At 71.6% G+C, this 25,477-nt stretch carries 26 protein-coding genes and 1 tRNA gene; 16 read left to right on the forward strand and 11 right to left on the reverse strand.

What is annotated here, in order from left to right:
- Nucleotides 1-240: 240 nt before the first annotated feature.
- Nucleotides 241-1,281, reverse strand: a complete 1,041-nt coding sequence (gene dusA / locus DPQ23_RS08125; RefSeq protein ID WP_276310555.1) for a tRNA dihydrouridine(20/20a) synthase DusA — start codon at nt 1,279-1,281, stop codon at nt 241-243.
- 174 nt (nt 1,282-1,455) lie between these two features.
- On the opposite strand from dusA, the gene DPQ23_RS08130 reads away from it, so the two are divergent.
- The 5 genes from DPQ23_RS08130 (at nt 1,456) to DPQ23_RS08150 (ending at nt 7,811) form a co-directional block, all read left to right on the forward strand.
- Nucleotides 1,456-1,824: a HesB/IscA family protein gene (locus tag DPQ23_RS08130; protein ID WP_112874204.1), complete on the forward strand. Its 369-nt coding sequence runs from the start codon at nt 1,456-1,458 to the stop codon at nt 1,822-1,824.
- Between the two features lie 76 nt (nt 1,825-1,900).
- Nucleotides 1,901-2,641: a triose-phosphate isomerase gene (gene tpiA, locus DPQ23_RS08135; protein ID WP_112874298.1), complete on the forward strand. Its 741-nt coding sequence runs from the start codon at nt 1,901-1,903 to the stop codon at nt 2,639-2,641.
- A gap of 136 nt (nt 2,642-2,777) precedes the next feature.
- The gene (locus DPQ23_RS08140; RefSeq protein WP_112874205.1) at nt 2,778-3,314 is read left to right on the forward strand and encodes a MarR family winged helix-turn-helix transcriptional regulator; all 537 of its coding nucleotides are present in this window, start codon (nt 2,778-2,780) and stop codon (nt 3,312-3,314) included.
- Complete coding sequence (locus DPQ23_RS08145) at nt 3,311-4,633, forward strand: efflux RND transporter periplasmic adaptor subunit (RefSeq protein WP_112874206.1); 1,323 nt, start codon at nt 3,311-3,313, stop codon at nt 4,631-4,633. Before DPQ23_RS08140 ends, DPQ23_RS08145 begins: the two co-directional genes overlap by 4 nt.
- Nucleotides 4,634-4,643: 10 nt before the next feature.
- Nucleotides 4,644-7,811 (forward strand): multidrug efflux RND transporter permease subunit, encoded by a 3,168-nt coding sequence (locus tag DPQ23_RS08150; protein WP_112874207.1) that lies wholly within the window; start codon nt 4,644-4,646, stop codon nt 7,809-7,811.
- 241 nt (nt 7,812-8,052) lie between these two features.
- Here DPQ23_RS08150 and DPQ23_RS08155 read toward each other — a convergent pair.
- The 3 genes from DPQ23_RS08155 to pdxH all read right to left on the reverse strand — a co-directional run bounded on the left by DPQ23_RS08155 (nt 8,053) and on the right by pdxH (nt 9,366).
- Nucleotides 8,053-8,129: transfer RNA gene (locus DPQ23_RS08155), tRNA-Pro, on the reverse strand.
- Nucleotides 8,130-8,177: 48 nt separating this feature from the next.
- Entirely contained in the window at nt 8,178-8,693 is a 516-nt protein-coding gene (locus DPQ23_RS08160; RefSeq protein ID WP_240602579.1) for a DUF192 domain-containing protein, read from the reverse strand.
- A 67-nt stretch (nt 8,694-8,760) separates the two neighbouring features.
- Nucleotides 8,761-9,366: a pyridoxamine 5'-phosphate oxidase gene (gene pdxH / locus DPQ23_RS08165; RefSeq protein ID WP_112874208.1), complete on the reverse strand. Its 606-nt coding sequence runs from the start codon at nt 9,364-9,366 to the stop codon at nt 8,761-8,763.
- A 92-nt stretch (nt 9,367-9,458) separates the two neighbouring features.
- Between pdxH and fabI the strand changes: the two genes are divergently transcribed.
- The 3 genes from fabI to gpt are packed head-to-tail and all read left to right on the forward strand — an operon-like array spanning nt 9,459 to nt 11,462.
- Complete coding sequence (gene fabI, locus DPQ23_RS08170; RefSeq protein WP_420818573.1) at nt 9,459-10,268, forward strand: enoyl-ACP reductase FabI; 810 nt, start codon at nt 9,459-9,461, stop codon at nt 10,266-10,268.
- 55 nt (nt 10,269-10,323) lie between these two features.
- A complete protein-coding gene (locus DPQ23_RS08175; RefSeq protein ID WP_112874210.1) occupies nt 10,324-10,935 on the forward strand; it encodes a LysE family translocator in 612 nt (203 codons plus the stop codon).
- A gap of 11 nt (nt 10,936-10,946) precedes the next feature.
- Nucleotides 10,947-11,462 (forward strand): xanthine phosphoribosyltransferase, encoded by a 516-nt coding sequence (gpt, locus tag DPQ23_RS08180; RefSeq protein ID WP_112874211.1) that lies wholly within the window; start codon nt 10,947-10,949, stop codon nt 11,460-11,462.
- A gap of 33 nt (nt 11,463-11,495) precedes the next feature.
- Here the strand turns inward: gpt and DPQ23_RS15400 are convergent, their stop codons facing one another.
- Together DPQ23_RS15400 and DPQ23_RS08185 are read right to left on the reverse strand one after the other, a co-directional pair.
- Nucleotides 11,496-11,666 carry a hypothetical protein gene (locus DPQ23_RS15400; protein WP_162630686.1) on the reverse strand — a complete coding sequence of 57 codons (171 nt, stop codon included), beginning with the start codon at nt 11,664-11,666 and terminating at the stop codon, nt 11,496-11,498.
- A gap of 16 nt (nt 11,667-11,682) precedes the next feature.
- On the reverse strand, nt 11,683-11,865 hold the full coding sequence (locus DPQ23_RS08185) for a hypothetical protein (protein WP_162630687.1): 183 nt from the start codon (nt 11,863-11,865) through the stop codon (nt 11,683-11,685).
- A 114-nt stretch (nt 11,866-11,979) separates the two neighbouring features.
- Here DPQ23_RS08185 and DPQ23_RS15405 point away from each other — a divergent pair, with 114 nt between their 5' ends.
- Nucleotides 11,980-12,129 carry an oxysterol-binding protein gene (locus DPQ23_RS15405; RefSeq protein WP_162630688.1) on the forward strand — a complete coding sequence of 50 codons (150 nt, stop codon included), beginning with the start codon at nt 11,980-11,982 and terminating at the stop codon, nt 12,127-12,129.
- 85 nt (nt 12,130-12,214) lie between these two features.
- Here DPQ23_RS15405 and trpE read toward each other — a convergent pair whose 3' ends face one another.
- From trpE to DPQ23_RS08205, 4 genes are all read right to left on the reverse strand, one after another.
- On the reverse strand, nt 12,215-13,723 hold the full coding sequence (gene trpE, locus DPQ23_RS08190) for an anthranilate synthase component I (RefSeq protein ID WP_112874213.1): 1,509 nt from the start codon (nt 13,721-13,723) through the stop codon (nt 12,215-12,217).
- Nucleotides 13,723-15,672 carry a peptidylprolyl isomerase gene (locus DPQ23_RS08195; RefSeq protein ID WP_240602580.1) on the reverse strand — a complete coding sequence of 650 codons (1,950 nt, stop codon included), beginning with the start codon at nt 15,670-15,672 and terminating at the stop codon, nt 13,723-13,725. The genes trpE and DPQ23_RS08195 overlap by 1 nt, the downstream gene beginning before the upstream one ends.
- Before the next feature lie 94 nt (nt 15,673-15,766).
- A complete protein-coding gene (locus DPQ23_RS08200) occupies nt 15,767-16,942 on the reverse strand; it encodes an aminotransferase (protein WP_112874214.1) in 1,176 nt (391 codons plus the stop codon).
- A 16-nt stretch (nt 16,943-16,958) separates the two neighbouring features.
- On the reverse strand, nt 16,959-17,825 hold the full coding sequence (locus DPQ23_RS08205) for a hypothetical protein (RefSeq protein WP_162630689.1): 867 nt from the start codon (nt 17,823-17,825) through the stop codon (nt 16,959-16,961).
- Nucleotides 17,826-18,558: 733 nt separating this feature from the next.
- On the opposite strand from DPQ23_RS08205, the gene DPQ23_RS08210 reads away from it, so the two are divergent.
- The 7 genes from DPQ23_RS08210 to lexA all read left to right on the forward strand — a co-directional run bounded on the left by DPQ23_RS08210 (nt 18,559) and on the right by lexA (nt 24,177).
- On the forward strand, nt 18,559-19,143 hold the full coding sequence (locus DPQ23_RS08210) for an anthranilate synthase component II (RefSeq protein ID WP_240602589.1): 585 nt from the start codon (nt 18,559-18,561) through the stop codon (nt 19,141-19,143).
- The gene (gene trpD, locus DPQ23_RS08215) at nt 19,140-20,168 is read left to right on the forward strand and encodes an anthranilate phosphoribosyltransferase (RefSeq protein ID WP_112874217.1); all 1,029 of its coding nucleotides are present in this window, start codon (nt 19,140-19,142) and stop codon (nt 20,166-20,168) included. The genes DPQ23_RS08210 and trpD overlap by 4 nt, the downstream gene beginning before the upstream one ends.
- Nucleotides 20,169-20,194: 26 nt before the next feature.
- Complete coding sequence (locus DPQ23_RS08220; protein WP_112874218.1) at nt 20,195-20,854, forward strand: uracil-DNA glycosylase; 660 nt, start codon at nt 20,195-20,197, stop codon at nt 20,852-20,854.
- 42 nt (nt 20,855-20,896) lie between these two features.
- A complete protein-coding gene (trpC, locus tag DPQ23_RS08225) occupies nt 20,897-21,700 on the forward strand; it encodes an indole-3-glycerol phosphate synthase TrpC (protein WP_112874219.1) in 804 nt (267 codons plus the stop codon).
- Nucleotides 21,691-22,179, forward strand: a complete 489-nt coding sequence (gene moaC / locus DPQ23_RS08230) for a cyclic pyranopterin monophosphate synthase MoaC (protein WP_112874220.1) — start codon at nt 21,691-21,693, stop codon at nt 22,177-22,179. Before trpC ends, moaC begins: the two co-directional genes overlap by 10 nt.
- A complete protein-coding gene (locus DPQ23_RS08235; protein WP_112874221.1) occupies nt 22,176-23,357 on the forward strand; it encodes a molybdopterin molybdotransferase MoeA in 1,182 nt (393 codons plus the stop codon). The genes moaC and DPQ23_RS08235 overlap by 4 nt, the downstream gene beginning before the upstream one ends.
- Nucleotides 23,358-23,454: 97 nt before the next feature.
- Entirely contained in the window at nt 23,455-24,177 is a 723-nt protein-coding gene (gene lexA / locus DPQ23_RS08240; RefSeq protein WP_112874222.1) for a transcriptional repressor LexA, read from the forward strand.
- Nucleotides 24,178-24,385: 208 nt separating this feature from the next.
- Here the strand turns inward: lexA and hemC are convergent, their stop codons facing one another.
- Nucleotides 24,386-25,363 carry a hydroxymethylbilane synthase gene (hemC, locus tag DPQ23_RS08245; protein ID WP_112874223.1) on the reverse strand — a complete coding sequence of 326 codons (978 nt, stop codon included), beginning with the start codon at nt 25,361-25,363 and terminating at the stop codon, nt 24,386-24,388.
- Between the last annotated feature and the right edge of the window lie 114 nt (nt 25,364-25,477).

The raw sequence follows: 25,477 nt of genomic DNA on the forward strand, positions 1-25,477 counted from the left end.
GGGACCTTGCGCCGTCCGCCCGAGACAGCGCCGCCGGGGTCGGCGCCAAAGGCGCCTGCGCTGGGGCCCCGCCCGACCCCCGCACCACCCCCAGGGCGACCCTCCGTGCGCCCGTGCATCCTGCGCCCGGCCGCAGGCGGCTTTGGGCGGACGACAGGCCCCGCGTCAGGCCCCGCGTCCGCGTGCCCGCGCATGGCCTGGCGCCGGAAGGGTTCGGCGCGGCGGGACGCGCGGTCCGCCTCAGCCCGCCGCCACCGCCGCCAGCGCCGCGTCATAATCGGCCAGCGTTCCGGCGCTGGCGCGTTCGGACAGGATGCGCTTCCACGTCCGCGCGCCGGGGCGGCCGTGAAACAGGCCCAGCATGTGCCGGGTGATCTGATGCATCCGCCCGCCGCCCGACAAATGGCGCGCCAGATCGTCGCGCATGGCGCGCGCGGCCTCGGCGGGGTCGCCAAAGGGCGGCGCGGCGCCCCACAGCGCGTCCGCCCCGCCCAGGATGTCCCAGGGCTGATGATAGGCCGCACGGCCGACCATCACCCCGTCCATCGTCGCAAGCTGGTCGCGCGCCTGCGCCAGCGAGCCGATGCCCCCGTTGATCGACAGGTGCAGATCGGGAAACGCGGCCTTGACCGCGTGAACCAGGGGATAGTCCAGGGGCGGGATCTCGCGATTCTCGCGCGGGGACAGGCCCTGCAGCCAGGCCTTGCGCGCATGGATCGCCATGCGCCGCACGCCCGCGTCGCGCATGGCGGCGACAAAGGCAGGCAGCACCTCGGTCGGGTCCTGGTCATCGACCCCGATACGGCATTTCACCGTGACCGCGACGGGGCTGACGGCCATCATCGCGCCCACGCAGTCGGCGACCAGGGCGGGCGATTTCATCAGAACCGCACCGAAACAGCCCGACTGCACCCGGTCGCTGGGGCAGCCGACGTTCAGGTTGATCTCGTCATACCCGAAATCGGCCGCGATCCGGGTCGCCTCGCGCAACTCGGCCGGGTCCGACCCGCCCAGTTGCAGGGCGACCGGCCCGTCCGCCCCACGCGCCAGCAGCCGCGCGCGGTCGCCGTGGATCACGGCAGGCGCCGTCACCATCTCGGTGTAAAGCAGGGCGCGGCGCGACAGCAGGCGGTGGAACCGCCGGCAGGCCGCATCGGTCCAGTCCATCATCGGCGCCACCGACAGCCGCGCGGCCTCGCGGACCCCATCAAGGGCCCCGTCGGGGGCCGCAGGGTGGGCCGTCCTTGCGGTCGGGGCCGCCGCCTGCATCCCGTCCTGCATTCCAGTCCCGCCCCTGCCCGCCTGCAAACCCGCCGCAAGACGCCGCGGCCCGTGCGGTCTATACCCCGCGCGGCCCGCCACATTCCAGCCGCAGGAAAACACCGCCCCCGCAGGCCCGCGCCTTGAGCCTGCGGGCCTGCGTCCCTATCTTGGGGTCATCGCGAAAGGCCCCCCATGTTCTCGATCCCCGGCAAGCCACCCGTCACCATCACCCCCGCGGCCGAGGCGCGCATCGCCCGGCTGATGGCCGACCGCAAGGCGCAGGGCCTGCGGATCGGCCTGAAGAAGGGTGGCTGCGCGGGCATGGAATACACGATGGAACTGGCCGACGCCGCGTCCCCCGGCGACGAGGTCGTCGAACAGGGGGCGGCGCGCGTGCTGATCGCGCCCACCGCGCAGATGTTCCTGTTCGGCACGCAGATCGACTATCAGACCGGCCTGCTGGACAGCGGATTCAAGTTCGTGAACCCCAACGTCACCGACACCTGCGGCTGCGGCGAATCGATCCGCTTCGAGCCGATCGCACTGCCGCCCGCCGGCTGACGCCCGCCCCCGGCCCCTTGATCCACCCCGCGCAAGCGCGCTAGGCCGCAATGGCCGCCGCAGGGAAGGGATCATGATGCGCAAGCTTGCCGCCGGAAACTGGAAGATGAACGGGACGCTGGCCGACCTGGCAGAACTGGATGCGCTGGCCTTGGCCTGCGCCGAGGCGACCTGCGACATCCTGATCTGCCCGCCCGCCACGCTGATCCACCCGATGGTCGCGCGCATCGGGGGCGGCGGAATATCGGTGGGCGGCCAGGACTGCCACGCCGCCGAGTCGGGCGCGCACACCGGCGATCTTGCAGCCGGACAGCTGCGCGACGCAGGTGCGGACCACGTGATCGTGGGCCATTCCGAACGCCGCGCCGATCACGGCGAAACCGACGCGGCTGTCGCCGCCAAGGCCGCGGCCGCGCATCGGGCCGGCCTGCGCAGCATCATCTGCGTGGGCGAGACCGAGGCCCAGCGCGACGCGGGCGACACGCTGGACGTAATCGCGCGGCAGCTTGCCGGTTCGGTCCCCGAGTGCGCGACCGCCGACAACAGCGTCATCGCCTATGAACCCGTCTGGGCCATCGGCACCGGGCGCACCCCCACGAACGACCAGATCGCCGAGGTTCACGCCGCCATGCGCCGCGCGCTGGCCGCCCGGTTCGCCGACGGGGCAGAGATGCGCCTGCTGTACGGCGGCTCGGTCAAGCCCTCGAACGCGGCCGCGATCTTTGCCCTGCCCGCCGTCGATGGCGCGCTGGTCGGGGGCGCAAGCCTGAAGGCTGTGGATTTCGCGCAGATCGTGGCGGCGCTGGACGCGGCCTGACGCGACGGCCTGCGCGACCCGGCGGCGATGTCGGGGGCCTGCGACACGACCCGGCGGCGGCGCCCTGCCGCCGCCTATTACTTTGATCGATCAAACTATCTGGACATTTCCACTGCAATCCCCTAAGGACGGCGCCTTGGGACACCCGCTGCGCGGCGGTCCCGGCTTTCCGAAAGGCGCACAGGTGAACACGAACTCGGACACGGCGAGGCTCGAGCGGGCGCTGTCGTCGCTGGTGATGCGCTTTGGCAACAGGCGCATCGCGGCGGACATCGCGGACGCGACCGGGCATCGGCTGCCGGCGGGCTCGTGGGCGCTGCTGGACTATGTTCACCTGCTCGGTCCCATGCGGGTCAGCGACATCGCCGCGCTACACGGGGTCGAGGTGTCCACCGTGACGCCCCGCCTGCAAAGCCTGGAAAGCGCGGGGCTGATCGAACGCCACCGCGACCCTGCCGACGGCCGCGTGTCGATGATCGCCATCGGTCCCGCGGGGCGCGAGGCGCTGGGCGTGATCCATGACGCGCGCGCCGAGCTGATGGCCCGGGCGCTGCCGGCCGAGGATCTTGCCGCACTGCGCCCGCTGGTTCCCATCATCGAACGCCTGTCCGACCAACTGCAAAGCCTGCCGCCGCTGCGCGAGCCCACCGACGAGGAAGAGAGCCACCCATGACCCATGTCCCCCTGCGCGCTGCCCTTGTCGCCGGGCTGATCTGCGGGCTGGCCGCGCCGGCAGGCGCCCAGCCGCGCGAGATGCCGCCCACCCCGGTCAGCGTGCTGACCGTCCAGGCCGAGGCGTTGCCGGTCGTCAACGAACTGCCCGGCCGCGTCTCGGCCACCCGCATCTCGGAGGTGCGGCCCCGCGTGTCGGGCATCCTGGAGGACCGGGTGTTCGAACAGGGCAGCGCGGTCGCCGAGGGCGATGTTCTCTACCGCATCGATTCCGCACCCTTCGAGGTGCAGGTCCGCGCCGCCCAGGCGTCCCTGGCGCGCGCCAAGGCCACGCTGGCCAGCGCGCAGGTCGAACGGAACCGCCAGACCGCGCTGCGCGCCCGCAACGTGTCCGCCCAGGTCGAGCTCGAGCGCGCCGAAACCCTGGTGCTGCAGGGCGAGGCCGACGTGGCCATCGCCGAGGCGGCCCTGGCCGAGGCGCAGCTGAACCTGGACTATACCGAGGTGCGCGCGCCGATCAGCGGCATCATCGGCCGTGCGCTGGTCACGGAAGGCGCGCTTGTCACCAGCGCCGGCCCCCATCTGGCGCTGATCCAGCAGCTTGACCCGGTGTATGCCGATTTCACGCAGTCCACGTCCGAGCTGTTCCGCCTGCGCCGCGCCCTCAATGCCGGGGAACTGGTCGCCACCGCGCCGGGCGAGGCGACGGTGCAGCTGCTGTTCGACGACGGCACCGCCTATGACCATCTGGGAACGCTGCTGTTTTCCGAGGCCGCGGTGGACGAGACGACCGGACAGGTGACGCTGCGCGGCATGTTCCCCAATCCCGACGGGCAGCTGCTGCCGGGCCTTTATGTCCGGGTCCGCATCATCCAGGCGGTGAACGAACGCGCCATCGCCATCCCGCAGCAGGCCGTGCTGCGCGACGGGCGCGGCAACCCGCAGGTCTATATCCTCAAGGACGACAACACCGTCGATCTGCGCCCGCTGCAACTGGGCGCCACGATCGAGAACCGCTGGCTGGTCCAGGGCGGGCTCGAGCCGGGCGAGACGCTGGTCGTCGAGGGCGCGCAGAAGCTGTATCCCGGCGCGACGGTGATCCCCGAGCCGGTCGCCCCGGTCAACCCGGACGGCCAGCCGGCAGCCTCTGCGGCCCCGCCCGCCGGCGCGGTTCCGGCTGCGGCGCCCGCAGACACGAGGCCCGCCGATGCGGCGTCCACGGGCACGGCCGCACCGGCCGGGGCCCCTGCCTCGGCACCCGACGCGGCCGCCAAGCCTGCCCAGGGCGCGGCGCCCGCCGCGGCCGAACCCAGCAACTGAGGATCAGCGCATGGCACAACTGTTCATCGGGCGGCCTGTCCTTGCGTGGGTGATCGCCATCCTGATTTCGCTGGGCGGCATCCTGGCGATCCCCGGCCTGCCGATCAGCCAGTATCCGTCCATCGCGCCGCCCCAGATCACGGTGCGCGCGACCTATGTCGGCGCCTCGCCCGAGGAGATGTACGAGGGCGTGGCCCAGCCGATCGAGGAAGAGCTGAACACCATCGACGGCATCCGCTATTTCGAATCCACCTCGGACGCGTCGGGCACGATCACGATCACCGCCACCTTTGCGGCCGGGACCGACGTCGCGTCCGCCTCTGTCGACGTGCAGAACGCCGTCAGCCGGGTCGAGCCGCGCCTGCCGCGGTCGGTCGTGCAGCGCGGGATCACCGTGCAGCAGGCCGGTGCGGGCTTTCTGATGATTGTCGCGCTGACCTCGTCGGACGGCACGCGCGACGAAGTCGACCTGGGCGACTATCTGACCCGCAACGTCCTGGGCGAGTTGCGCCGGATCGAGGGTGTCGGCAACGCGCAGCTGTTCGCCGCCGGCCGCTCGCTGCGGATCTGGATCGACCCCGGCAAGCTGACCGGCCTGAGCCTGACCAGCAGCGACGTCAGCAACGCCATCACCGCGCAGAATGCGCAGGTGGCCGCCGGCTCGATCGGCGCGGACCCCAACCCCATCGGCCAGCAGCTGACCGCGACCGTGCTGGTCAAGGGCCAGCTGACCACGCCCGATGAATTCCGCAAGATCGTGCTGCGGGCCAATCCCGACGGCTCGACCGTCGTGCTGGGCGATGTGGCGCGCGTCGAACTGGGCAGCGAAAGCTATGGCTTCAGCTCGCGGCTGAATGGCGAACCCAGTGCGGCGGTCGGCATCCAGCTGACCTCCAGCGGCAACGCCCTCGCCGCCTCGAGCGCCGTGCGCGAGAAGATGGCCGAGCTGTCGGCCTTTTTCCCGCCCGGCATCGACTATGCCATCCCCTACGACACCGCGCCCTTTGTCCAGAAGTCCATCTCGAAGGTAGTGATGACGCTGGTCGAGGCGGTGGCGCTGGTCTTCGTCGTCATGTTCATCTTCCTGCAGAACGTGCGGTATACGCTGATCCCGACGCTGGTCGTGCCGGTGGCGCTGCTGGGCACGCTGGCGGTGATGTTCGCGGTCGGATTTTCGGTCAACGTGCTGACCATGTTCGCCATGGTGCTGGCCATCGGCATTCTGGTCGACGACGCCATCGTCGTGGTCGAGAACGTCGAGCGGATCATGGCGACCGAGGGGCTGCCGCCGCGCGAGGCCACCCGCAAGGCGATGACCCAGATCACCGGGGCCATCGTCGGCATCTCGCTGGTGCTGTCGGCGGTCTTCATCCCGATGGCATTCTTTCCGGGATCGTCCGGCATCATCTATCGCCAGTTCTCGCTGACGATGGTGGTGGCGATCCTGTTCTCGTCCTTCCTGGCGCTCAGCCTGACGCCGGCGCTGTGCGCGACCTTCCTCAAGCCGATCGCGGCCGGACATCATGAGAAACGCGGGCCTTACACCCCGTTCGGCCTGTTCAACCGTGGCTTCGACGCGACGACGCGCGGCTATACCGGCGCGGTGCGGCGGCTGACCGGGCGCAGCGGCCTGGTGATGGTGGTCTATCTGGCGATCGTGGGGGCCATGGCCTACGGCTTTGTGGGGCTGCCCAGCTCGTTCCTGCCGAACGAGGACCAGGGCTTCATCATCGTGGACCTGCAGACCCCGCCCGCCGCCTCGGCCAACCGCACCGACGAGGCGATCCGCAAGGCCGAGCAGGTCTTTGCCGGCAACGAGGGCGTGGAAAACGTCGTCGCCATCCGGGGCTTCAGCTTCTCGGGCTCGGGCACCAATGCCGCGCTGATGTTCGTCACCCTCAAGGACTGGGAGGAACGGTCCCAGTCCGCGCAGGAGATTGCCGACTGGGCCAACATGCAGCTGTTCGGAATCAAGGACGTGCGCGCCTTTGCCCTGTCGCCGCCGCCCATCCAGGGGCTTGGCAACGCCGGCGGCTTCAGCTTCCGCCTGCAGGACCGCGGCGGCAATGGCCAGCAGGCGTTGCAGGCGGCAACCCAGCAGCTGATCGAGGAGGTCACGGCCACCGGCCGCGTCGTCGGGGCGCGGGTCGAGGGGCTGCCGGTCGCGGCACAGGTGATCGTCACCATCGACCGTGAGAAGGCGAACACCTTCGGCGTGACGTTTGCCGACATCAACGCGACCATCTCGCAGAACCTCGCGTCGTCCTACATCAACGACTTCCCCAACGAGGGGCGGTTGCAGCGCGTCGTCGTGCAGGCCGACGAGACGGCGAGGATGTCGGCCGAGGACCTGCTGGACCTGACCGTGCGCAACATGAACGGCGGGATGGTGCCGCTGTCGTCGTTTGCGACGGTCCACTGGCAGAACGGGCCGACGCAGGTCGTGGGCTACAACGGCTATCCGTCGAACCGCATCTCGGGCAACGCCGCGCCCGGCTACACCACGGGCGAGGCCATGGCCGAGATCGAGCGTATCGCCCAGGGACTGCCGCAGGGATTCGGCTATGAATGGACCGGGCAATCGCTGGAGGAGATCGAGGCCGGCGCGCAGGAGGGCCTTCTCTACGGCCTCAGCATCGTGCTGGTGTTCCTGCTGCTGGCGGGGCTTTACGAAAGCTGGTCGATCCCCCTGTCGGTCATGCTGGCGGTGCCGCTTGGCGTCGCCGGCAGCGTGGCGGCGGCGTGGATCGCGGGCCTGCCCAACGACATCTACTTCAAGGTCGGACTGATCACGATCATGGGCCTGTCGGCCAAGAACGCCATCCTGATCGTCGAGTTCGCCAAGGAGCTTTGGGAACAGGGCAAGCCGCTGCGCGAGGCGGCGCTGGAGGCCGCGAAGCTGCGGTTCCGGCCGATCCTGATGACCTCGCTGGCCTTCACGCTGGGCGTGGTGCCCCTGGCCACGGCGACGGGGGCAAGCTCGGCCAGCCAGAACGCGATCGGCATCGGGGTGATCGGGGGCATGATCGCGGCCACGGTGTTTTCGGTGTTCTTCGTGCCGGTGTTCTTCGTGTTCGTGCTGTCGCTGGTCCGCCGCCGCAAGGCGCCGCCCGCGCCAACCGCTGCGGCCCCGGCCCCGGGAACGCCCCCCCCTGCATCGGCCACCGTGCCGCACTGACAGCGGAAAGGCGCGCCACCCGGCGCGTCTTTTCCGTTCCGCGCCGGGTCGGCCGACGCGCCGCCGGGTGGTGCAAGGCCGCGGCAACGGGTCGGTCGCTCGCATCGGCCCGCGTCCAGGCGAACCCGCGGCCGTTCGATCCGGGATGCGTCGCGTGAACCGGCCCGCGCCGTTGCACGGCATCCATCCGGCCGTCGCCTCGTGTGGCGAAGGGTGGGGACCGGCTGTGATGGGAAAGGACTGGTCGGGGCGAGAGGATTCGAACCTCCGGCCTACGGTACCCAAAACCGTCGCGCTACCAGGCTGCGCCACACCCCGAACCACCGCCCTTTTAGGCGCGCCGCGCGCCAGCGGAAAGCGAAAACATCAGTGGCAGGGCGCGGCAGCGGTCGCTTGCGGAACCGCCGGGTGCGCCAGCCGCGCGCCGGGGGTCAGCGACAGCCGCGCGGCCTCGCCCCCCGCCAGTTCCAGCACCAGCAGCCGGTCGGGGTCGGGGTCGCCGGGCGCGGCGCCCGGCACCGGGGTCAGGTCGTGGGGCCGTGCATCGGGGTGAACGTGGCGCAGCCGGCCCGACGCATCGAAGAACAGCATGTCCAGCGGGATCAGCGTGTTCTTCATCCAGAACGCCGTCGGCTGCGGCGTCTCGTAGACGAACAGCATCCCCTGCCCCTGCGGCAGCACCTCGCGCCCCATCAGCCCTTGCGCCCGGCTTTGGGGCGTGTCGGCAATCTCGACCGCGATCCGCGCCAGGGGGGTGTCGCCCGTCGCGGCAAGGATCGTCGCCGTGCCCGGCGCGCAGGTCGCAGCGGCCGCGGGCGTGGCCAACGCCAGCGCCGTCAGGGCAAGGGCCGCCCCGCGGCGGGTGGTGGCGGTCATGGTCATCGGCGCGTCCCCTTGCCTGCTGCGTCGCGCTGAACCGTGACGGCCCGCGCGCGCGAACGCAACGGCCTCATGGCTGAAGGCGGGTCACGGTCCACGGCGCACCCGCGCCCGCGCGCCGCCACTGGAAGCGGTCGTGCAGGCGAAAGGCCCCGTCGGCCCAGAACTCGATCTGCACGGGCGTGATGCGGAACCCGCCCCAGAAGGGCGGGCGCGCGGGATGCAGCCCGTGGCGCAGGCCCTGGCGCGCCACCTCGGCCAGCAGGGTCGCGCGGCTGTCCAGCGGCTGGCTTTGCCGGCTGGACCATGCCCCGATCCGCGATTGCAGCGCCCGGCTGGCGTAATAGGCGTCCGCCTCGGGCCCCTCGGCCCGCATCACGGGACCGCGCACACGGATCTGCCGCCGCAGCGATTTCCAGTGCATGACGAAGGCCGCGGTGCCCGTGGCCGCGATCTGCTGCCCCTTGGCGCTGTCATAGTTCGTGTAGAAGACAAAGCCGTCGGCCTCGATGTCCTTGAGCAGCACCATGCGGACGTCGGGCAGGCCCGCCGCATCGACGGTCGCCAGTGCGATGGCGTTGGGATCGTTCGGCTCGGTCGTCTCGGCCTCGGCCAGCCAGGCACGGGCCAGCACGAACGGGTCGTCGCCCGCGAAGATCCCGTTTCGGTCAGTCATCTTGATGCCCCACTGGCTTTGGCCTAATCCTCACCAAAGGTTGAAGACGTGGGGAACATTGCATGTCAAGCGGGCGAGTGGACGGCGGGCTGATGGCCGGCAAACGCGGGCTCATCATGGGGCTGGCCAACGACAAGTCGCTTGCCTGGGGCATTGCCCGCACGCTGGCCGACCATGGCGCAGAGCTGGCCTTTTCCTATCAGGGCGACGCGCTGCGCAAGCGGGTCGAGCCGCTGGCACGCCAGCTGGGATCGGACATCGTCCTGCCCTGCGACGTGGCCGACATGACGTCGGTGGACGCGCTGTTCGCCGCCCTGCGCGACCGCTGGGGCCATCTGGACTTTCTGGTCCACGCCATCGGCTTTTCCGACAAGGAAGAACTGCGCGGCCGCTATGTGGACACGACGCGCGACAATTTCATGATGACCATGGACATCTCGGTCTATTCCTTCACGGCCGTCGCGCAGCGCGCCGCCGCCATGATGCCGGCGGGCGGCAGCCTGATGACGCTGACCTACTACGGCGCCGAACGGGTGATGCCGCATTACAACGTCATGGGCGTCGCCAAGGCCGCGCTCGAGGCGTCGGTCCGCTATCTGGCCGAGGATCTGGGCAAGGACGGCATCCGCGTGAACGCCATCAGCGCGGGGCCGATCAAGACCCTGGCGTCGTCGGGGATCGGGGATTTCCGGTACATCCTGAAATGGAACGAGCTCAACTCTCCGCTGCGGCGCAACGTCACGACCACCGAGGTGGGGAAATCGGCGCTGTATCTGCTGTCGGACCTGGGCAGCGGCGTCACGGGCGAGACGCATCACGTCGATGCCGGCTATCACATCGTCGGCATGAAGGCCGTCGATGCCCCCGACATCGAGGCCGTCACCAGCCGCAAGGCCGACTGAGGCCGCCCGCGCCGTTCCGCCCCGCGCCCTGCGCGCCCCCTCCGAAAGCCTTGCGATGGACGCGATCACCCTGCCGCAGCTGGCACTGTTCGTCACCACGCTGGGCCTGGCCATCCTGTCGCCCGGTCCCGCGATCATCGCCGCCAGCCAGTCGGCGGCGGCACGGGGGCGGCGCGCCTCGATGCCCTATGCGATGGGGCTGGCGTTCGGCGCCTCGCTGTGGTGCCTGTTCGCGCTGTTCGGCCTGACGGTGCTGTTTCGCTGGATGCCGTCGCTGTTCGTCGCGCTCAAGGTGCTGGGCGGCGTCTATCTGCTGTGGATCGCGGTCCAGATGTGGCGTCACGCGGCCGACCCGCTGGACATGGGGGCCGAGACGGTCACGGGTCCCGGCTTTGCGCGCGGGGTCGCGCTGAACCTGTCCAATCCTAAGCCCGCGCTGTTCTATTCGGCTGTCATCCTGTCGGTGTTTCCGTCGCTGCATGGCGTGGCCCCGGTGCTTGTCTATGCCGTGGCGCTGTCGGTCGAGCTGTGGTTTTACGCGGCCGTGACGACTCTGATGTCGACCGGACCCGTCCGGCGGCGCTATCACGGCGCCAAGACCTGGATCGACCGCATCGCCGGTGCCCTGATCGGCGCGCTGGGGCTGTCGCTGATCCTGCGCCACTGAAAGGAACGCTCATGGCCAAGACTCCGTCCGACCGCCTGCCCCATGAAAAGGGGTTCCACGTCAGCTGGGACCAGTTGCACCGCGACGCCCGCGCCCTCGCATGGCGGCTGGATGGGCACGGCCCGGACAATGGCGGCTGGAAGGCGGTGGTGGCGATCACCCGCGGCGGCATGGTGCCGGCGATGATCGTCGCGCGGGAACTGGACATCCGCACGATCGACACGATCAGCGTCCGCTCCTATCGCAAGGGCGAGCAGGGATCGCTGACCGTCCTGAAATCCCCCGACGCCGCGATGATGGGCGACGGAGAGGGAGTGCTGGTGGTCGACGACCTGGTCGATTCAGGGCGCACGCTGGAACTGGTGCGGTCCATGTTCCCGCGCGCCCATTTCGCCACCGTCTATGCCAAGCCCAAGGGCAAGCCCATGGTCCAGACCTATGTGACCGAGGTCAGCCAGGACACCTGGATCTTTTTCCCCTGGGACATGGCCCTGCAATACGTCGAGCCGTATCGCGGCACCGACTGACGGGGCGGGCCGGCGGAGTGACGGCCCCGCCGCTCAGCCGGTGGCCTTGTCGGTCTTGGCGGGCGGCGCGTCACCCGGGGTGGTCTGCGGGTTGCGGACGGCGGCCTCCTGCTCGGACTGCTGGCGCTTGTTGCGCTCGGCTTCCTCGGCGGTGACGTCCCGGGGCGGGGCATAGCCGTTGCGCTCGAATGGCTGGTTGGGCATCGCAATCTCCTGTGTCTCAGGCGCCGACGTCGTCGGGGCCGCGCGGCTGGGCGGGCGTGGTGCCGTTGGCCGGTATGCCGTCGCGTTCGGCCTCGCCGGTGTATTCGTTCTGCAGGATGGTGGCGTCCGTGTCGCCTTGCCCGCTCTTGTCATCGCTGATGGCGTGGCGCGGCTCGATGGGGTCGGGGTGCACGGTCATGGCGGTCTCCTGGTTCATGCAGGGGAAACCGGCGGGCGGGCTGCGGGTTCCCCCGGAACTCGCGCGACCGCTGCCGCGTTACCACCTATTCATGCGATTCGGGGAGGGATTCGCTTGGCCAAGGACATTCGCCGTTATGAGCTGGTCGAGGACACCAGCGACGAGGAAGCCGGCACGATGAAGGCGCAGATGCGCATCGAGGAAGCCCAGCGCATGCGCCGCGCCCGCGAAGAGCAGGCGACGCAGATGCAGGTCCGCCGCTGACCGCCGGGCCGTCCGGCACACCCTGCGCCGGGGCGCGGTCCCACGTCGCCCCGGCCCATCATCGTCCCGCCTCCTCCGCCGCTGGCTAGCCGTTCCCCCGCACGAAGCGCGCGGCGTCCTCGGCTGCGCGGATCATCGCCTTGGACTTGTGCACGCACTCCTGGTATTCCAGTTCGGGCACGCTGTCGAACACGACGCCGCCGCCCGCCTGGACATACAGCGTGCCGTCCTTGACCACCCCGGTCCGCAGGGCGATGCACATGTCCATCTCGCCGTTCGCGGCGAAATAGCCGACCGCGCCGCCATAGATGCCGCGCTTCTCCGGCTCCAGCTCGTCGATGATCTGCATGGCGCGGACCTTGGGGGCGCCGCTGACGGTGCCGGCCGGCAGCCCCGCCAGCAGCGCCGACAGCGCGTCCTCGCCCTCGCGCAGCTCGCCCACCACGTTCGACACGATGTGCATGACGTGGCTGTAGCGTTCGATGATGAACTGCTCGGTCGGGCGCACCGTCCCGATGCGCGCGACGCGGCCCACGTCGTTGCGGCCCAGGTCCAGCAGCATCAGATGCTCGGCCAGTTCCTTTTCGTCCGACAGCAGGTCGGCCTCGTTGGCGCGGTCCTCCTCGGGCGTGGCGCCGCGCGGACGAGTGCCGGCGATGGGGCGGATCGTCACCTCGCCCTGGCGCAGGCGCACCAGGATTTCGGGGCTGGCGCCCACGATCTGGAACCCACCCATGTTCAGGAAGAACATGAAGGGCGACGGATTCGTCCGCCGCAGGCTGCGATACAGCGCAAAGGGCGGCAGCGGAAAGTCGATGGCCCAGCGCTGCGACGGCACCACCTGGAAGATGTCGCCGGCCCGGATATAGTCCTTGGCCCGCTCGACCGCCGCCAGATACTCGGCATGGGCAAAGTTCGACCGGGGCTGTCCCACCGCGCCGCCGCTTCCGTGACCCAGCGCGCGGGGTTCCGGCACGGCGCGGTCCAGGCTTCGCAGCGCGTCCATCACCCGCTCGGCCGCCTGGGCATAGGCCGCGCGGGCGGGCAGCGCGGGGTCGTGCCAGGCGGGCGCGCACAACGTCACCTCGCCCTTGACGCCGTCCAGGACCGCCACCACCGACGGCCGCAGCAGCATCGCGTCGGGCACGCCGATGGGATCGGGGTTCACGTCGGGCAGATGCTCGACCAGCCGGATCATGTCATAGCCCAGATAGCCGAACAGGCCCGCAGCGACAGGCGGCACGCCGTCGGGCATCTCGATGCGGCTTTCGGCGATCAGCGCCCGCAGGCTGTCCAGCGCGGGGCGCGGATCGTCCTCGAACAGCTCGGCATAGCGGGCCTGGCGATTGATCCGGGCGCGACCGTCGCGGCAGTCCCAGATCAGGTCGGGCTTCATGCCGACGATGGAATAGCGGCCCCGCACCTCGCCTCCGGTGACGCTTTCCAGCACGAAGGACAACGGTTCGGCCTCGGCCAGCTTCAGCATCAGGCTGACCGGCGTGTCCAGGTCGGCGGCCAGGCGCAGCGTGACAAGCTGGTTGCGGCCTGCGGCCCATCCCGCCTCGAACGCGGCAAAGTCGGGCGACAGGTCCATCACTGGATGCGCGCGTTCGCGGCGTTCAGCGCCGACTGGTTCAGCGTGACCCCGTGCGAGGCCTGCAACGCGCGCGCATAGGCGTCGAACAGATCCGATTGCAGCGAATCCGTCAGCCGGTTTCCGACGCCGCTGATGACCTGCTGCGCCTCGTCGCCGGTCAGGTCGGCGGGAATGATCCGGTCCAGCCTGACCAGAAAGACCCGGTTCTCGGCCTCGACGACATCGACCTCGCCAGGGGCCGTCAGGCGGAACGCCTGCGTCACCACGTCCTGCGGCACCCCGTCGATGGCGCCGTCGCGTTCAAGTCCCGCCGCAGCGGCCAGCGGGTCCGTCGCCGCGGTGGATGCCGCGGGCGTGGCGGGGGCGGGCGTGGCCGTTGCGGGCGTGGCCGGCGCGGGCGTGGCGGTCGCGGGCGCCGATGTCTCAGCAGCGGGCGCGGGCGCGGCGGATTCCAGCGCCATCTTGCGCTCTTCTCCGACCGCCATCAGCATCCGGCGTGTCTCGGCCTGCGTCCAGTCGGCCAGCACGCGGTCGCGGACCTGATCCAGCGGGATCAGCGCCGGGGGAACCAGGCTGTCCAGCCGCAGCGCGAAGACGCCGCCATCGTCCAACTGGTAAAGCTGGGGGAAATCGGACGGGGTCAGGGCCCGGGCGCGTTCGCGGAACGCCTGATAGGCGGCGATCCCTTCGGACGGGGTGTCGGCGGAATACTCGATCGTCCCCAGCTGCATGGGCGTCGATTTCGGCATGTCCTCCAGCGTGGCGCCGCCGGCCAGCAGGTCCTCGAACTCGGGGGCCTGCTCCTCGATCAGCCGGCGGGCGCGGTCGACCGCGGCCTCGGCCCGCAGGTCGGGGGCGGCCTGCTCATAGCTGATGTCCACGGGGTCGAGGATCGCGTTCATCGAAAACAGCGCCGGACCCAGATCGGTCATGAAGGGGCCGACGATCCCGGGCTGGTCCAGCGCGAACACCGCCGCGCCCGCCGCGCCCAGATCGGCCTCGGCCACCTCGCCCAGGTCGATGTCGGTCAGCTGCAACCCGCGCTGGTTCGTCTCCTGCTCGAACGTGGACTGCCCCGCGTCGATGCGGGCCCTGGCGGCCTGCGCCGACGCCTCGTCCCCGAACACGAGCCGTTCGACCATGCGCCGCTCGGGCTGGCGGAATTCGTCGATGCGCTGCTGGTACAGGTCGCGCAACGCCGCTTCGTCCAGCGTCACGCTGTCTTCCAGCATCTCGGGGGTCAGCCAGACATAGGTGATCTTGCGCGTCTCGGGCGCGGTAAAGCGGTCGGCGTTCGCCTGATGCCAGGCGACCAGCGTGGGCTCGTCGGGGGTGGCGACCGGGCCGGGCAGGTCCTCGGCGGTCAGCTCGTCCCACGCCACGTCGCGGCGCTCGAGCAGCCAGGCGGCGGTGCGGTCGCGCATCGTCTCGGGCCCGGTGACGCCCGACACGACGGCGCGTTGCAGGATCAGCCGCGCCTCGTCCATGCGGACGTCGTCCTCGAACTCGGCTTCGCTCAGCCCCTCTCGGCGCAGCAGGTCGGTATAGCGGGCGCGGTCGAACTGGCCCGAGGGCGTCTGGAACCCGGGCGCCGCGGCGATCTGGCGGGCAACGGCCTCGTCGCCCACGGACAGGCCCAGCTGGCGGGCCTCGTCCTCCAGCGCGGCGGCGGCGAACAGGCGCGCCTGCACCGATTGCGGCACGCCCAGCGCACGCGCGGTTTCGGCCGTCACGGGCTGTCCGGTCTGGGCCGAGAACGCCTGCATCTCGGACTGCACGGCGCGCAGATAGTCGTCGGTTCCGACCGGGGTGTCGCCGACCGCCCCGATCGCGGCCGTCGAGCTGCCCGAAAAGCTGGTCACGCCAAAGCCGCCCAGGCCCAGCAGCAGCATCCCCATCAGCAGCCACACCACGGTCGATTTGCCCTTGGTCCGCAAGCTGCCCATGTCCGTCCCCTTGCCACGGCCGCGCGCGGCCCTTTTTCGTCGCGCCGTGTTTAGGGCGCGGCCTGCGGGGCGGCAAGGCCAAGCGCAGGCCGCCTCAGGCGCGAAAGGCCGCCAGCCGGCCGGCAAGCGCGCCGATGCCGTCGCGGTCGACATTGGCGAAGGCGATGCGGACGTGGCGTACGCCCTGGGGATCGTCCGGCGGCATGAACATCGTGCCGGGCAGCAGCAGGACGCCGGCCTCGGCCACCAGGCGGCGCGCCAGGTCGGGCGAGCCGATGTCGAACGGATGGCGCACCCACGCGAAATACGCCCCGCAGCCCTGCACCTGCCAGCCGGGCAACGCCGCCATGGCCTGGTCCATCGCCTGCCGGCGGGCGAGGATCTCGGCCCGCTCCCCGGCCAGCCAGTCGCCCAGGTGCTGCATCCCCCAGACCGCGCCGATCTGGCCCAGCTGGCTGGTCGAGATGGCGACGGTGTCCAGGAACTTCTCGACCTCGATCATCCGGGCCTCGCTGGCGATCAGCGCGCCGACGCGGTGCCCGGTCAGCCGATAGGCCTTGGAAAAGCTGTACAGCTGGATCAGCGTGTCGCCCCAGTCAGGATCGGCGAACAGGTCGTGCGGCGCGCCCTCGCGGCTGTCGAAATCGCGGTACGTCTCGTCCAGCACCAGTGCCAGACCGTGCGCCCGCGCCAGTTCGGCAAATCCGCGCACGACCTCGGGCGGGTACTCGGCGCCCGAGGGGTTGTTGGGGCTGACCAGCACGATCGCCCGCGTGCGCCCGGTGATCAGTGCCGCCGCGTCGGCCGGATCGGGGATCATGCCGGGACCGCAGGTCAGGGGCACGGCCTGCACGCCCTGCATGTCCAGCCACATCTTGTGATTGAAATACCACGGCACGGGCACGATCACCTCGTCCCCTGCCCGCGCCAGCGTCGCCAGCGCCGCGCAGAACGCCTGGTTGCAGCCCTGCGTGATGGCCACGTTGGCAGGCTCGACCCGCCCGCCATAGGCGCGCGACCAGTCCGCAGCGACCTGCGCGCGCAGGTCGGGGTTGCCCAGCACCGGGCCGTAAAGATGCGCATCCGCCCGGTCCAGCGCGGCCTGGGCGATGGCGCGGCGCAACGGCTCCGGCGGGGGATCGACCGGCGCGGCCTGGCTGACGTTGATCAGCGGCCGATCCGGCGGGAACGTCACGCCCTCAAGCCAGCGGCGCGCCTCCATCACCGGGGGGCGGAAGGTGGCGGCCAGTGCGGGGTTCAGGGGCAGCATGGGCGGGGCATCCGTGTCAGGGGCGAAGGTCGGACAGGTCGGGCCGCGCGGTCGAGGTCGCCGCGGGCGGCGGCAGGGCGGGTGCTGCCGCCGGCCCCCCACCCGCAGGCCGCGCCGCGACACCGGGCAGCGGCGAGGGCAGGCGCAGATCGGGCGCCGGCCGCGCGGCGCGTAGTGGTGCCGTGGTCGCGGGCGGGGCTGCGGGCGCGGCGGCCGCACGCGCGACCTGCGCCACGTCCCGGGGGGCGCGCGGAGTTGCGTCGGCTGGGTCCGCGTCGGTGCCCTGGGTCGCTGCGGCACGGGCGGTCACGTCTGCGGCGGGCACGACGGGCGTGCTGTCGGCGGCCCCGTCCAGCGCATCCGGCAGGGACGGTGCCGCGGATCCAAGCCGGGGTAAAAGGTCCGGCGCGGGTGCCGCCGCCCTGCCGGGCAGCGCGACTGCGACCGCCGCCGACGCGGGTGGCGTCGCGGCAACGTCCGGCGTCTGGGCACCCGGCGCGGGTGCGGCGGGCATGGCGGGCGGCGCGCCGGCTTCGGGGCGGCCCGGCCCGGCGGATTCCCGGACCGGCTGGGGCTCGGGCGCGGCGGGGGATGTGGCCGGCGTCCCCGCCTGCGGCCGGGCGTCCGCCGCCAGCGGGGCGGGCGCGCGAGGGTCGTCGTCGGCGGCGCGACGGAACTCGGACCCGACCGGCTCGGGCAGCCGCTCGGCCGCCGAGGCCGGTGACGCGGCCCCGGCGCCGGCCGTTTCCGGCTCGGCCGGCAGCGGGCCGGGCACGGACGCGGGTGCAGCGTCGGTCGCCAGGGCGGCCGGGGCGCTCTCGGCCAAGGGCGCCGGGCCGGCCGCGGGGTCCGGGCGCGCCGCGTCGGTGGGGGCTGCTGTCATGGAGGTGGTGCCCGAGGGCTGCGGAGCGGGCAGACCCTGATTGGGGACCTCGGCCATGGCAGGCGTTGCGCCGGTGTCGCCAGCCGTCACCGGGGCCGGCGAGAGGTCCGCGTTCACCGCGCCGGCGTTGCCGCGGGGCAGGTCATCGCCTGCCGTCCGGTCCGTCCCACTCAGGCCCGCTGTCAGGCCTGCCCCAACTTCAACGTCCGCCGTGCCTGCGGGCCGCTTCGCCAGAGCCGCGTCGCCCGCTCCGCCGAAAGAGACACTCGCCCCGTTCCTTTCGTGCGCCGCGCCCGCGTCCAGACTCGCCTCCCCTCCGTCGGCACCCCCATCCGGCCCTGGCATGCCCGCACCGTCCGTTGCGCGCGTGTTCCGCGGCACGCCGTCCGCGGACGCACCACCCGCCTCGGGCTGGCCTGCATCCGCCCCAGGCGGCGAACGGTCGCGGCCGGCGTTCGGCAGGGCCAGCGACAGGGCGGCCAGCGTCGCGCCGCACAACAGCGTTCCGTGAACCAGGCCGGTCCAGAATCCCATCGCTCGCGCCCCCGTCCGGCCGGGCGCCCGGCCCGTTCCCATCCGCGCCGGGGTTGACCCCCGGCGCCGCTTCGGCCCATCTATAGCCGACCGCAACCGGCGGTTCACCCCCCCTTGCAAGGCCCTGCCGATGACCTTTGCGCCGTTGTCGCCCTGTCTGGTTCCCGCATCCGGCACCCCGGACGGGCCATCGATCCTGATGATCGACAACTATGACAGCTTCACCTGGAACCTTGTCCACTATCTGGGCGAGGCCGGGGCGCGGGTCGAGGTCGCGCGCAACGACGCCCTGTCGGTCGAGCAGGCGCTGGCGCGTCGGGCGGCGGGGGTGCTGATCTCTCCGGGCCCATGCGCGCCGGCGCAGGCGGGCATCATCGTGCCGCTGATCCGCGCCGCGGCCGACGCGGGCCTGCCGGTCATGGGCGTCTGCCTTGGCCACCAGGCCATCGGCGAGGCGTTCGGCGGCGCCGTCGTGCCCGCGGTCCGCATCGTGCACGGCAAGGTCGATGACATCAGCCACGACGGCACCGGGCTGTTCGCGGGCCTGCCCTCGCCGCTGCGGGCCACGCGCTATCATTCGCTGACCGTTGATCCGGCAAGCCTGCCCGACACCCTGCGCGTCACGGCGACCGCCGCGGACGGCACGATCATGGGCCTGGCGCATCGGACCCTGCCGGTCGAGGGCGTGCAGTTCCACCCCGAAAGCATCCGGTCCGAACACGGGCACGCCATGATCCGCAATTTCCTGGCGCGCTGTTCCAACCGCATGGGGGCCGCGGCATGACCGCCACGCCCACCGACATCCGCCCGCTGATCGGACTGGCCGCGACACGGCCCCTGACCCCGGCCGAGGCCGAGGCCGCCTTCGGCGCGCTGTTCGACGGCGCCGCGACCCCCGCGCAGATCGGCGGGCTGCTGATGGCGATGCGGGTGCGGGGCGAGACGGTGGACGAGATCGCCGCCGCCGTCCGCGCCATGCGCGCCCGGATGAACCGCATCACCGCGCCGGCGGGCGCCATCGACATCGTGGGCACCGGGGGGGACGGCAAGGGCACGCTGAACATCTCGACCGCGACCGCCTTTGTCGTGGCGGGCGCAGGCGTGCCCGTGGCCAAGCACGGCAACCGCAACCTGTCGTCGAAATCCGGGTCCGCCGATGCGCTGTCGCATCTGGGCATCGACGTGCAGGGCGGCGTGGCCCGCGCGCAGGCCGCGCTGGACGCGATCGGGCTGTGCTTCATGATGGCGACCGTGCATCACCCCGCGATGCGCCATGTCGGCCCTGCCCGGGCCGAGCTGGGCACGCGCACCATCTTCAACCTGCTGGGGCCGCTGACCAATCCGGCCGATGTCCGCATCCAGCTGACCGGCGCGTTCTCGGCCGACTGGCTGTGCCCGATGGCCGAGACGTTGCAGGCGCTGGGCTCGCAGACCGCGTGGCTGGTCCACGGCGGCGACGGCACGGACGAGCTGTCGATCGCCGCGCCGTCGCGGGTGGTGCAGCTGCGCGATGGCGTCATCACCAGCTTCGAGATCGCCCCCGAGGATGCGGGCCTGCCCGTCCACCCGTTCGAGGCCATCGTGGGCGGCGAGCCGGCGCAGAACGCCACCGCGCTGCGGGCGCTGCTGGACGGATCGACCGGGGCCTATCGTGACGCGGTGCTGCTGAACGCGGCCGCGGCGCTGCTGATCGCGGGCCGCGCGCAGGACCTGCGCGAGGGGGCCGAGATGGCCCGCGCCTCGATCGATTCGGGGGCGGCGCGTGTCCGGCTGGACCGGCTGGCGGCGCTGTGCGCGGCCCCGGCATAGGCGGTGGGGCACAGGGCGACCTGCCGTTGACGGCCGTCGGCCCTCTCCCGGACCCGGTGCCCCCGGCGGCCTGGTCGCACCTGCCGTTCTTTGCCGAGGACTGGCCTGCGATCCGTGACCGGCTGGCACACGGCGACTGGCTGCCCGGCCCCGGCCGCGTCTTCGCCGCGCTGGAGGCGCTGACCCCTGCCACCACCCGCGTCGTCATCCTGGGACAGGACCCCTATCCGACGCCCGGCCACGCGAACGGCCTGGCGTTTTCCGTCAACCCGGGCGTCCGACCGCCGCGGTCGCTGGCCAACATCCTGGCCGAGCTTGCGGCCGACACCGGCGAGCGTCCGGCCTCGGGCGATTTGTCCCCCTGGGCGGCGCAGGGCGTGCTGCTGATGAACACTGCCCTGTCGGTGGCGCCGGGTGCGGCCGGGGCGCACGCCCGCTGGGGCTGGGACCGGCTGGCGCGGCAGGCCATTGCCGCCGCGCAGGCCTGCCGCCCGGTCGCCTTCGTCCTGTGGGGGGCGCAGGCACAGGCGGTGGCCCGCGGCCTGCCCCGCGACGCCGATCTGGTGATCGCCAGCCCGCACCCCTCGCCTCTGTCGGCGCGGCGCGGGTTCTTCGGCTCGCGGCCGTTTTCGCGCGTCAACGCCTGGCTGGCGGCGCGCGGCGAGGCGCCGGTGCGGTGGGGCTGATCCCGGTTGCACGGCGCGCCGCCGCGGGCCACAACCGGACCCATGGACATCCTGGACCGCATCAAGACCTACAAGCTGGCCGAGATCGCCAGCGCACGCGCCGCCCGCCCGCTGGCTGAGGTCGAGGCCGCAGCCCGCGCAGCCCCCCCGGTGCGCGGCTTTGCCGCCGCCCTGACCCGCGCCGCGGCGACCGGCCCCGCCCTGATCGCCGAGATCAAAAAGGCCAGCCCCTCCAGGGGCCTGATTCGTCCGGACTTCGATCCCCCGGCCCTGGCCCGCGCCTATCAGGCGGGGGGCGCGGCCTGCCTGTCGGTGCTGACCGACGGCCCCAGCTTTCAGGGGGCGCCGGACTACCTGACGGCCGCGCGCGCCGCCTGCGACCTGCCGGTGCTGCGCAAGGATTTTCTTCACGATCCCTATCAGGTGGCCGAGGCCCGGGCGTGGGGCGCCGATTGCGTCCTGATCATCATGGCGTCGGTCGATGACGCGCTTGCGGCCGAACTGGCGGACGCCGCACGCCACTGGGGCATGGACGCGCTGGTCGAGGTGCACGACGCCGCCGAGCTGGACCGCGCGTTGCGCATGGACGCGCCCTTGATCGGGATCAACAACCGCAATCTCAGGACCTTCGCGCTCGATCTTGAGACGACGCTTGATCTTGCGCCGCGCGTGACAGACCGCGACGTGGTCTGCGAAAGCGGTCTGTTCACCCACGACGATCTGGCGCGGATGATGGCGGCGGGGGTCCGGCGTTTCCTGATCGGGGAAAGCCTGATGCGGCAGCCCGATGTTGCGGCCGCGACCCGCGCCATCCTGGACGGTGGAAGGGACGCGCCATGTCGCTGACGCATTTCGACGCGGCCGGACAGGCGCACATGGTCGATGTGTCGGGCAAGCCCGAGACCGCGCGCGAAGCGGTGGCCGAGGCGCAGGTGGTGATGTCGTCCGCAACGCTGGCGCTGGCCCAGGGCGGCGCGACCAAGGGCGACGTCCTGGGCGTGGCGCGCCTAGCGGGCATCATGGGCGCCAAGCGCACTGCCGAGCTGATCCCGCTGTGCCATCCGCTGCCGCTGGACCGCGTGGCCGTGGACCTTGTGCCCGACCCCGCCCTGCCCGGCATCCGCATCACCGCGACGGCCCGCACCACCGGACGCACCGGGGTCGAGATGGAGGCGCTGACCGCCGCGACCGTCGCCGCGCTGACCGTCTATGACATGCTCAAGGCCGCGCAAAAGGACATGCGGATCGAAGGCGTCCGGCTGCTCAGCAAGACCGGCGGCAAGTCGGGCGCGTTCCGGGCCGATCCGGCCGGACCCGCGCCATGATCGGGGTGGACGAGGCGCTGGCGCTGGTGCTGGACCTCGCCCCCGCGCCGCAGGCCGAGGTCGTGCCGTTGGATGCCGCCGCCGGGCGCTGGCTTGTGCAGGATGCACGCTCGCGGATGACGCAGCCGCCGTTCGATGCCGCCGCGATGGACGGCTATGCCGTGCGCGCGGGCGACGGCGCGGGGCCGTTGACCCTGGTGGGCCAGTCGGCGGCGGGCGCGGGCTGGCCCGGCGTGCTGGCACCCGGTCAGGCGGTCCGCATCTTTACCGGCGCCTCGGTCCCACAGGGCGCCGACCGCGTCGTCATGCAGGAACACGTCCGCCGCGATGGCGACAGGATCATCCTGGAAACGACCGTCGAAAAGCCGCATATCCGGCCGCGCGGGAATGATTTTTCCGAAAACGACCGGGTTGCGGCGGGCCGTCGACTCGATGCGGCCGACATCGGCCTGCTGGCAGCGATGAACCTGCCGGCCGTGACGGTCGCCCGCGCGCCGCGGGTCGCGGTCCTGGCCGGCGGGGACGAGCTGGTGCGCCCCGGCGACACGCCCGCAGCCGGGCAGATCATCAGTTCGAACGACCTAGCCGTGGCCGCGCTGGCCCGGGCGGTGGGCGGGGCGACCACGATCCTGCCGCTGGCCCGCGACACTGAGGACAGCCTGCGCACGGCCTTTGCGGCGGCGGCCGGCCATGACGTGATCGTGACCATCGGCGGGGCCTCGGTCGGGGACCATGACCTTGTGAGCCGGGTGGCCGCCGCGATGGGGATCGAACGGGCCTTTCACCGCATCGCCATGCGTCCCGGCAAGCCGTTGATGGCCGGCCGGCTGGGATCGTCGGCGATGCTGGGCCTGCCGGGAAACCCGGTGTCGGCAATGGTCTGCGCCATCCTGTTCCTGCAGCCGCTGCTGCGGGCGATGCAGGGCGACCCGAACCCCGCCCCGCGGCTGCGCCACGCACGGCTGGGCTGCCCCCTGCCGCCCGAGGGCGACCGCCAGCATTACCTGCGGGCCACCCGGACCGAGGACGAGAGGGGCACCGTGATCACCCCGTTCGCCGATCAGGATTCGGCACGCCTGCGGCTGATGGCCGAAGCGGATTCGCTGCTGGTGCGCCCGGCGGGCGATCCTGCGCGCGAAGCCGGCGCGCCGGTCCGCTTCATCCCCTTGCGACATTAACCATTTATCAATCCGAATCAGCTTAGTCATTGACCTGCAAGGACGATTGCGCTAGAACAATCGCAGAACACAGCCGCCTTGCGGGGGAACGACCGGAATGCTGACGAAAAAACAGATCCAGTTGCTGGAATTCATCCAGGTGCGCATGGCCCGCGACGGGGTTCCGCCCTCGTTCGACGAAATGAAGCTGGCGCTCGATCTGCGCTCGAAATCGGGAATACATCGCTTGGTCACCGCTCTTGAGGAACGCGGCTTCATCCGCCGCCTGCCCCACCGTGCGCGGGCGCTGGAAATCGTGCGCCTGCCGGACGCCCTGATGCGCGGCCATGCGGCCCCGGCCGAGGGGACGGGCGGCTTCACGCCCCGCGTGATCACCAACGACCGTCCTGCCCCGGCCGCGCGGCCCCGCGGGGCGATGGCCGTCAGCGACAGCCCGGCGGTCGAGCTGCCCGTGATGGGGCGCATCGCGGCCGGTGTCCCGATCGAGGCGATCTCCGAGGTCTCGCACCACATCGCCGTGCCGGGGTCCATGCTGACCGGCCGCGACCATCATTACGCGCTGGAGGTGCGGGGCGATTCGATGATCGAGGCCGGGATCAACGACGGCGACGTGGTGGTGATCCGGGAACAGGATCACGCCGACAACGGCGATATCGTCGTGGCGCTGGTGGACGGGTCCGAGGCGACGCTGAAACGCTATCGCCGCCGCGCCGGCATGATCGCGCTTGAGGCGGCGAACCCTGCCTATGAAACCCGCGTGCTGCCCGAGGAGAAGGTTCGCGTCCAGGGCCGGCTGGTGGGGCTGATCCGCAGCTACTGACGCGCCCTTGCGACGTGGCCGGAGGGTCGCACCTCAAGCCACGGACGTCCTGACGTCGGACCGGCCCACCCTGTCCGGTCCGGGTTCCGGCCTGCGTCTCCGAACATCTTTGACCAGGGGCCGTGCCGGGGGGAAAGCATTGCCCTTTCGCCGGTGCCCACACCCGACCCGTCCCTGTGCCGGACAGGACCCTGGTTATTGCGGCCCGTCAGCGGACCGGCGGCGACCCGCGTTCGGCGCTGATGCCCATCAGGTCGAAGAAATCGGGCGGCGCGCGGCCCAGCAGTTCTTCGGCCAGGTCGCGGCCCATGTGGCGGCGATCGGCCACCGGCCCTTCGCGGTCGCCCCGGATGGACATCGACCCGTCGGGCAACAGGATCTCGCCCCGCAGCCGCAGTCGGTCGCCCGTCACCTCGGCCAGCCCGGCGATCGGGGTCTCGCACGACCCGTCCAGCCGCTCCAGAAAGGCCCGCTCCGCCTCGACCCGGAGGGTCGTGGTCAGGTCCGAGATCGCGGCCAGCAGGGACGCGGCGATGGAATCCGCTGCGCGCCGCTCGACCCCGATCGCGCCCTGCGCCACGGCGGGCAGCATCTCGTCGGTGTCGATCACGCCGCGCACGACATCCAGCATGCCCAGGCGCGTCAGCCCGGCCAGCGCAAGGAAGGTGGCCTCGGCCACCCCGTCCTCCAGCTTCTTCATCCGGGTCTGCACGTTGCCGCGGAACTCGACCAGTTGCAGATCCGGGCGGCGGTGCATCAGCTGCGCCCGGCGGCGCAGGCTGGACGAGCCGACCACGGTTCCGGCGGGCAGGTCGGCGATGGACGCCCAGCGCCCGCTGACGAACGCGTCGCGCACGTCCTGGCGCGGCAGATAGCAGTCGATCACCAGCCCGTCGGGTTGCAGAACGGGCATGTCCTTCATCGAATGGACGGCGATGTCGATGCGCCGGTCCAGCAAGGCGTCCTCGATCTCGCGGGTGAACAGGCCCTTGCCGCCGATCTCCTTCAGGGGACGGTCCAGCACGCGGTCGCCGGTGGTCTTGATGACGACGATCTCGAACGCGTCCTGCGGCAGCGCGTGGGCGGCCATCAGGCGGTCGCGGGTCTCGTGCGCCTGCGCCAGCGCCAGGGCCGAGCCACGGGTGCCGATGCGAAGCGGGCGGGAGGGGGTGGGAAGCGCGTCCATGCGCCCCGGTTAGCGCCGGGCGGGCGCGATGACAACCGTTCGGGTGCGGGCGCCCATGCGCGGGCTTGCGCCACGCCCGCTTGCAGCCGACGGGCAGCCTTGCCACAAGGGCGC

The organism is Paracoccus endophyticus, from assembly GCF_003286075.1.
Taxonomy (GTDB): domain Bacteria; phylum Pseudomonadota; class Alphaproteobacteria; order Rhodobacterales; family Rhodobacteraceae; genus Paracoccus; species Paracoccus endophyticus.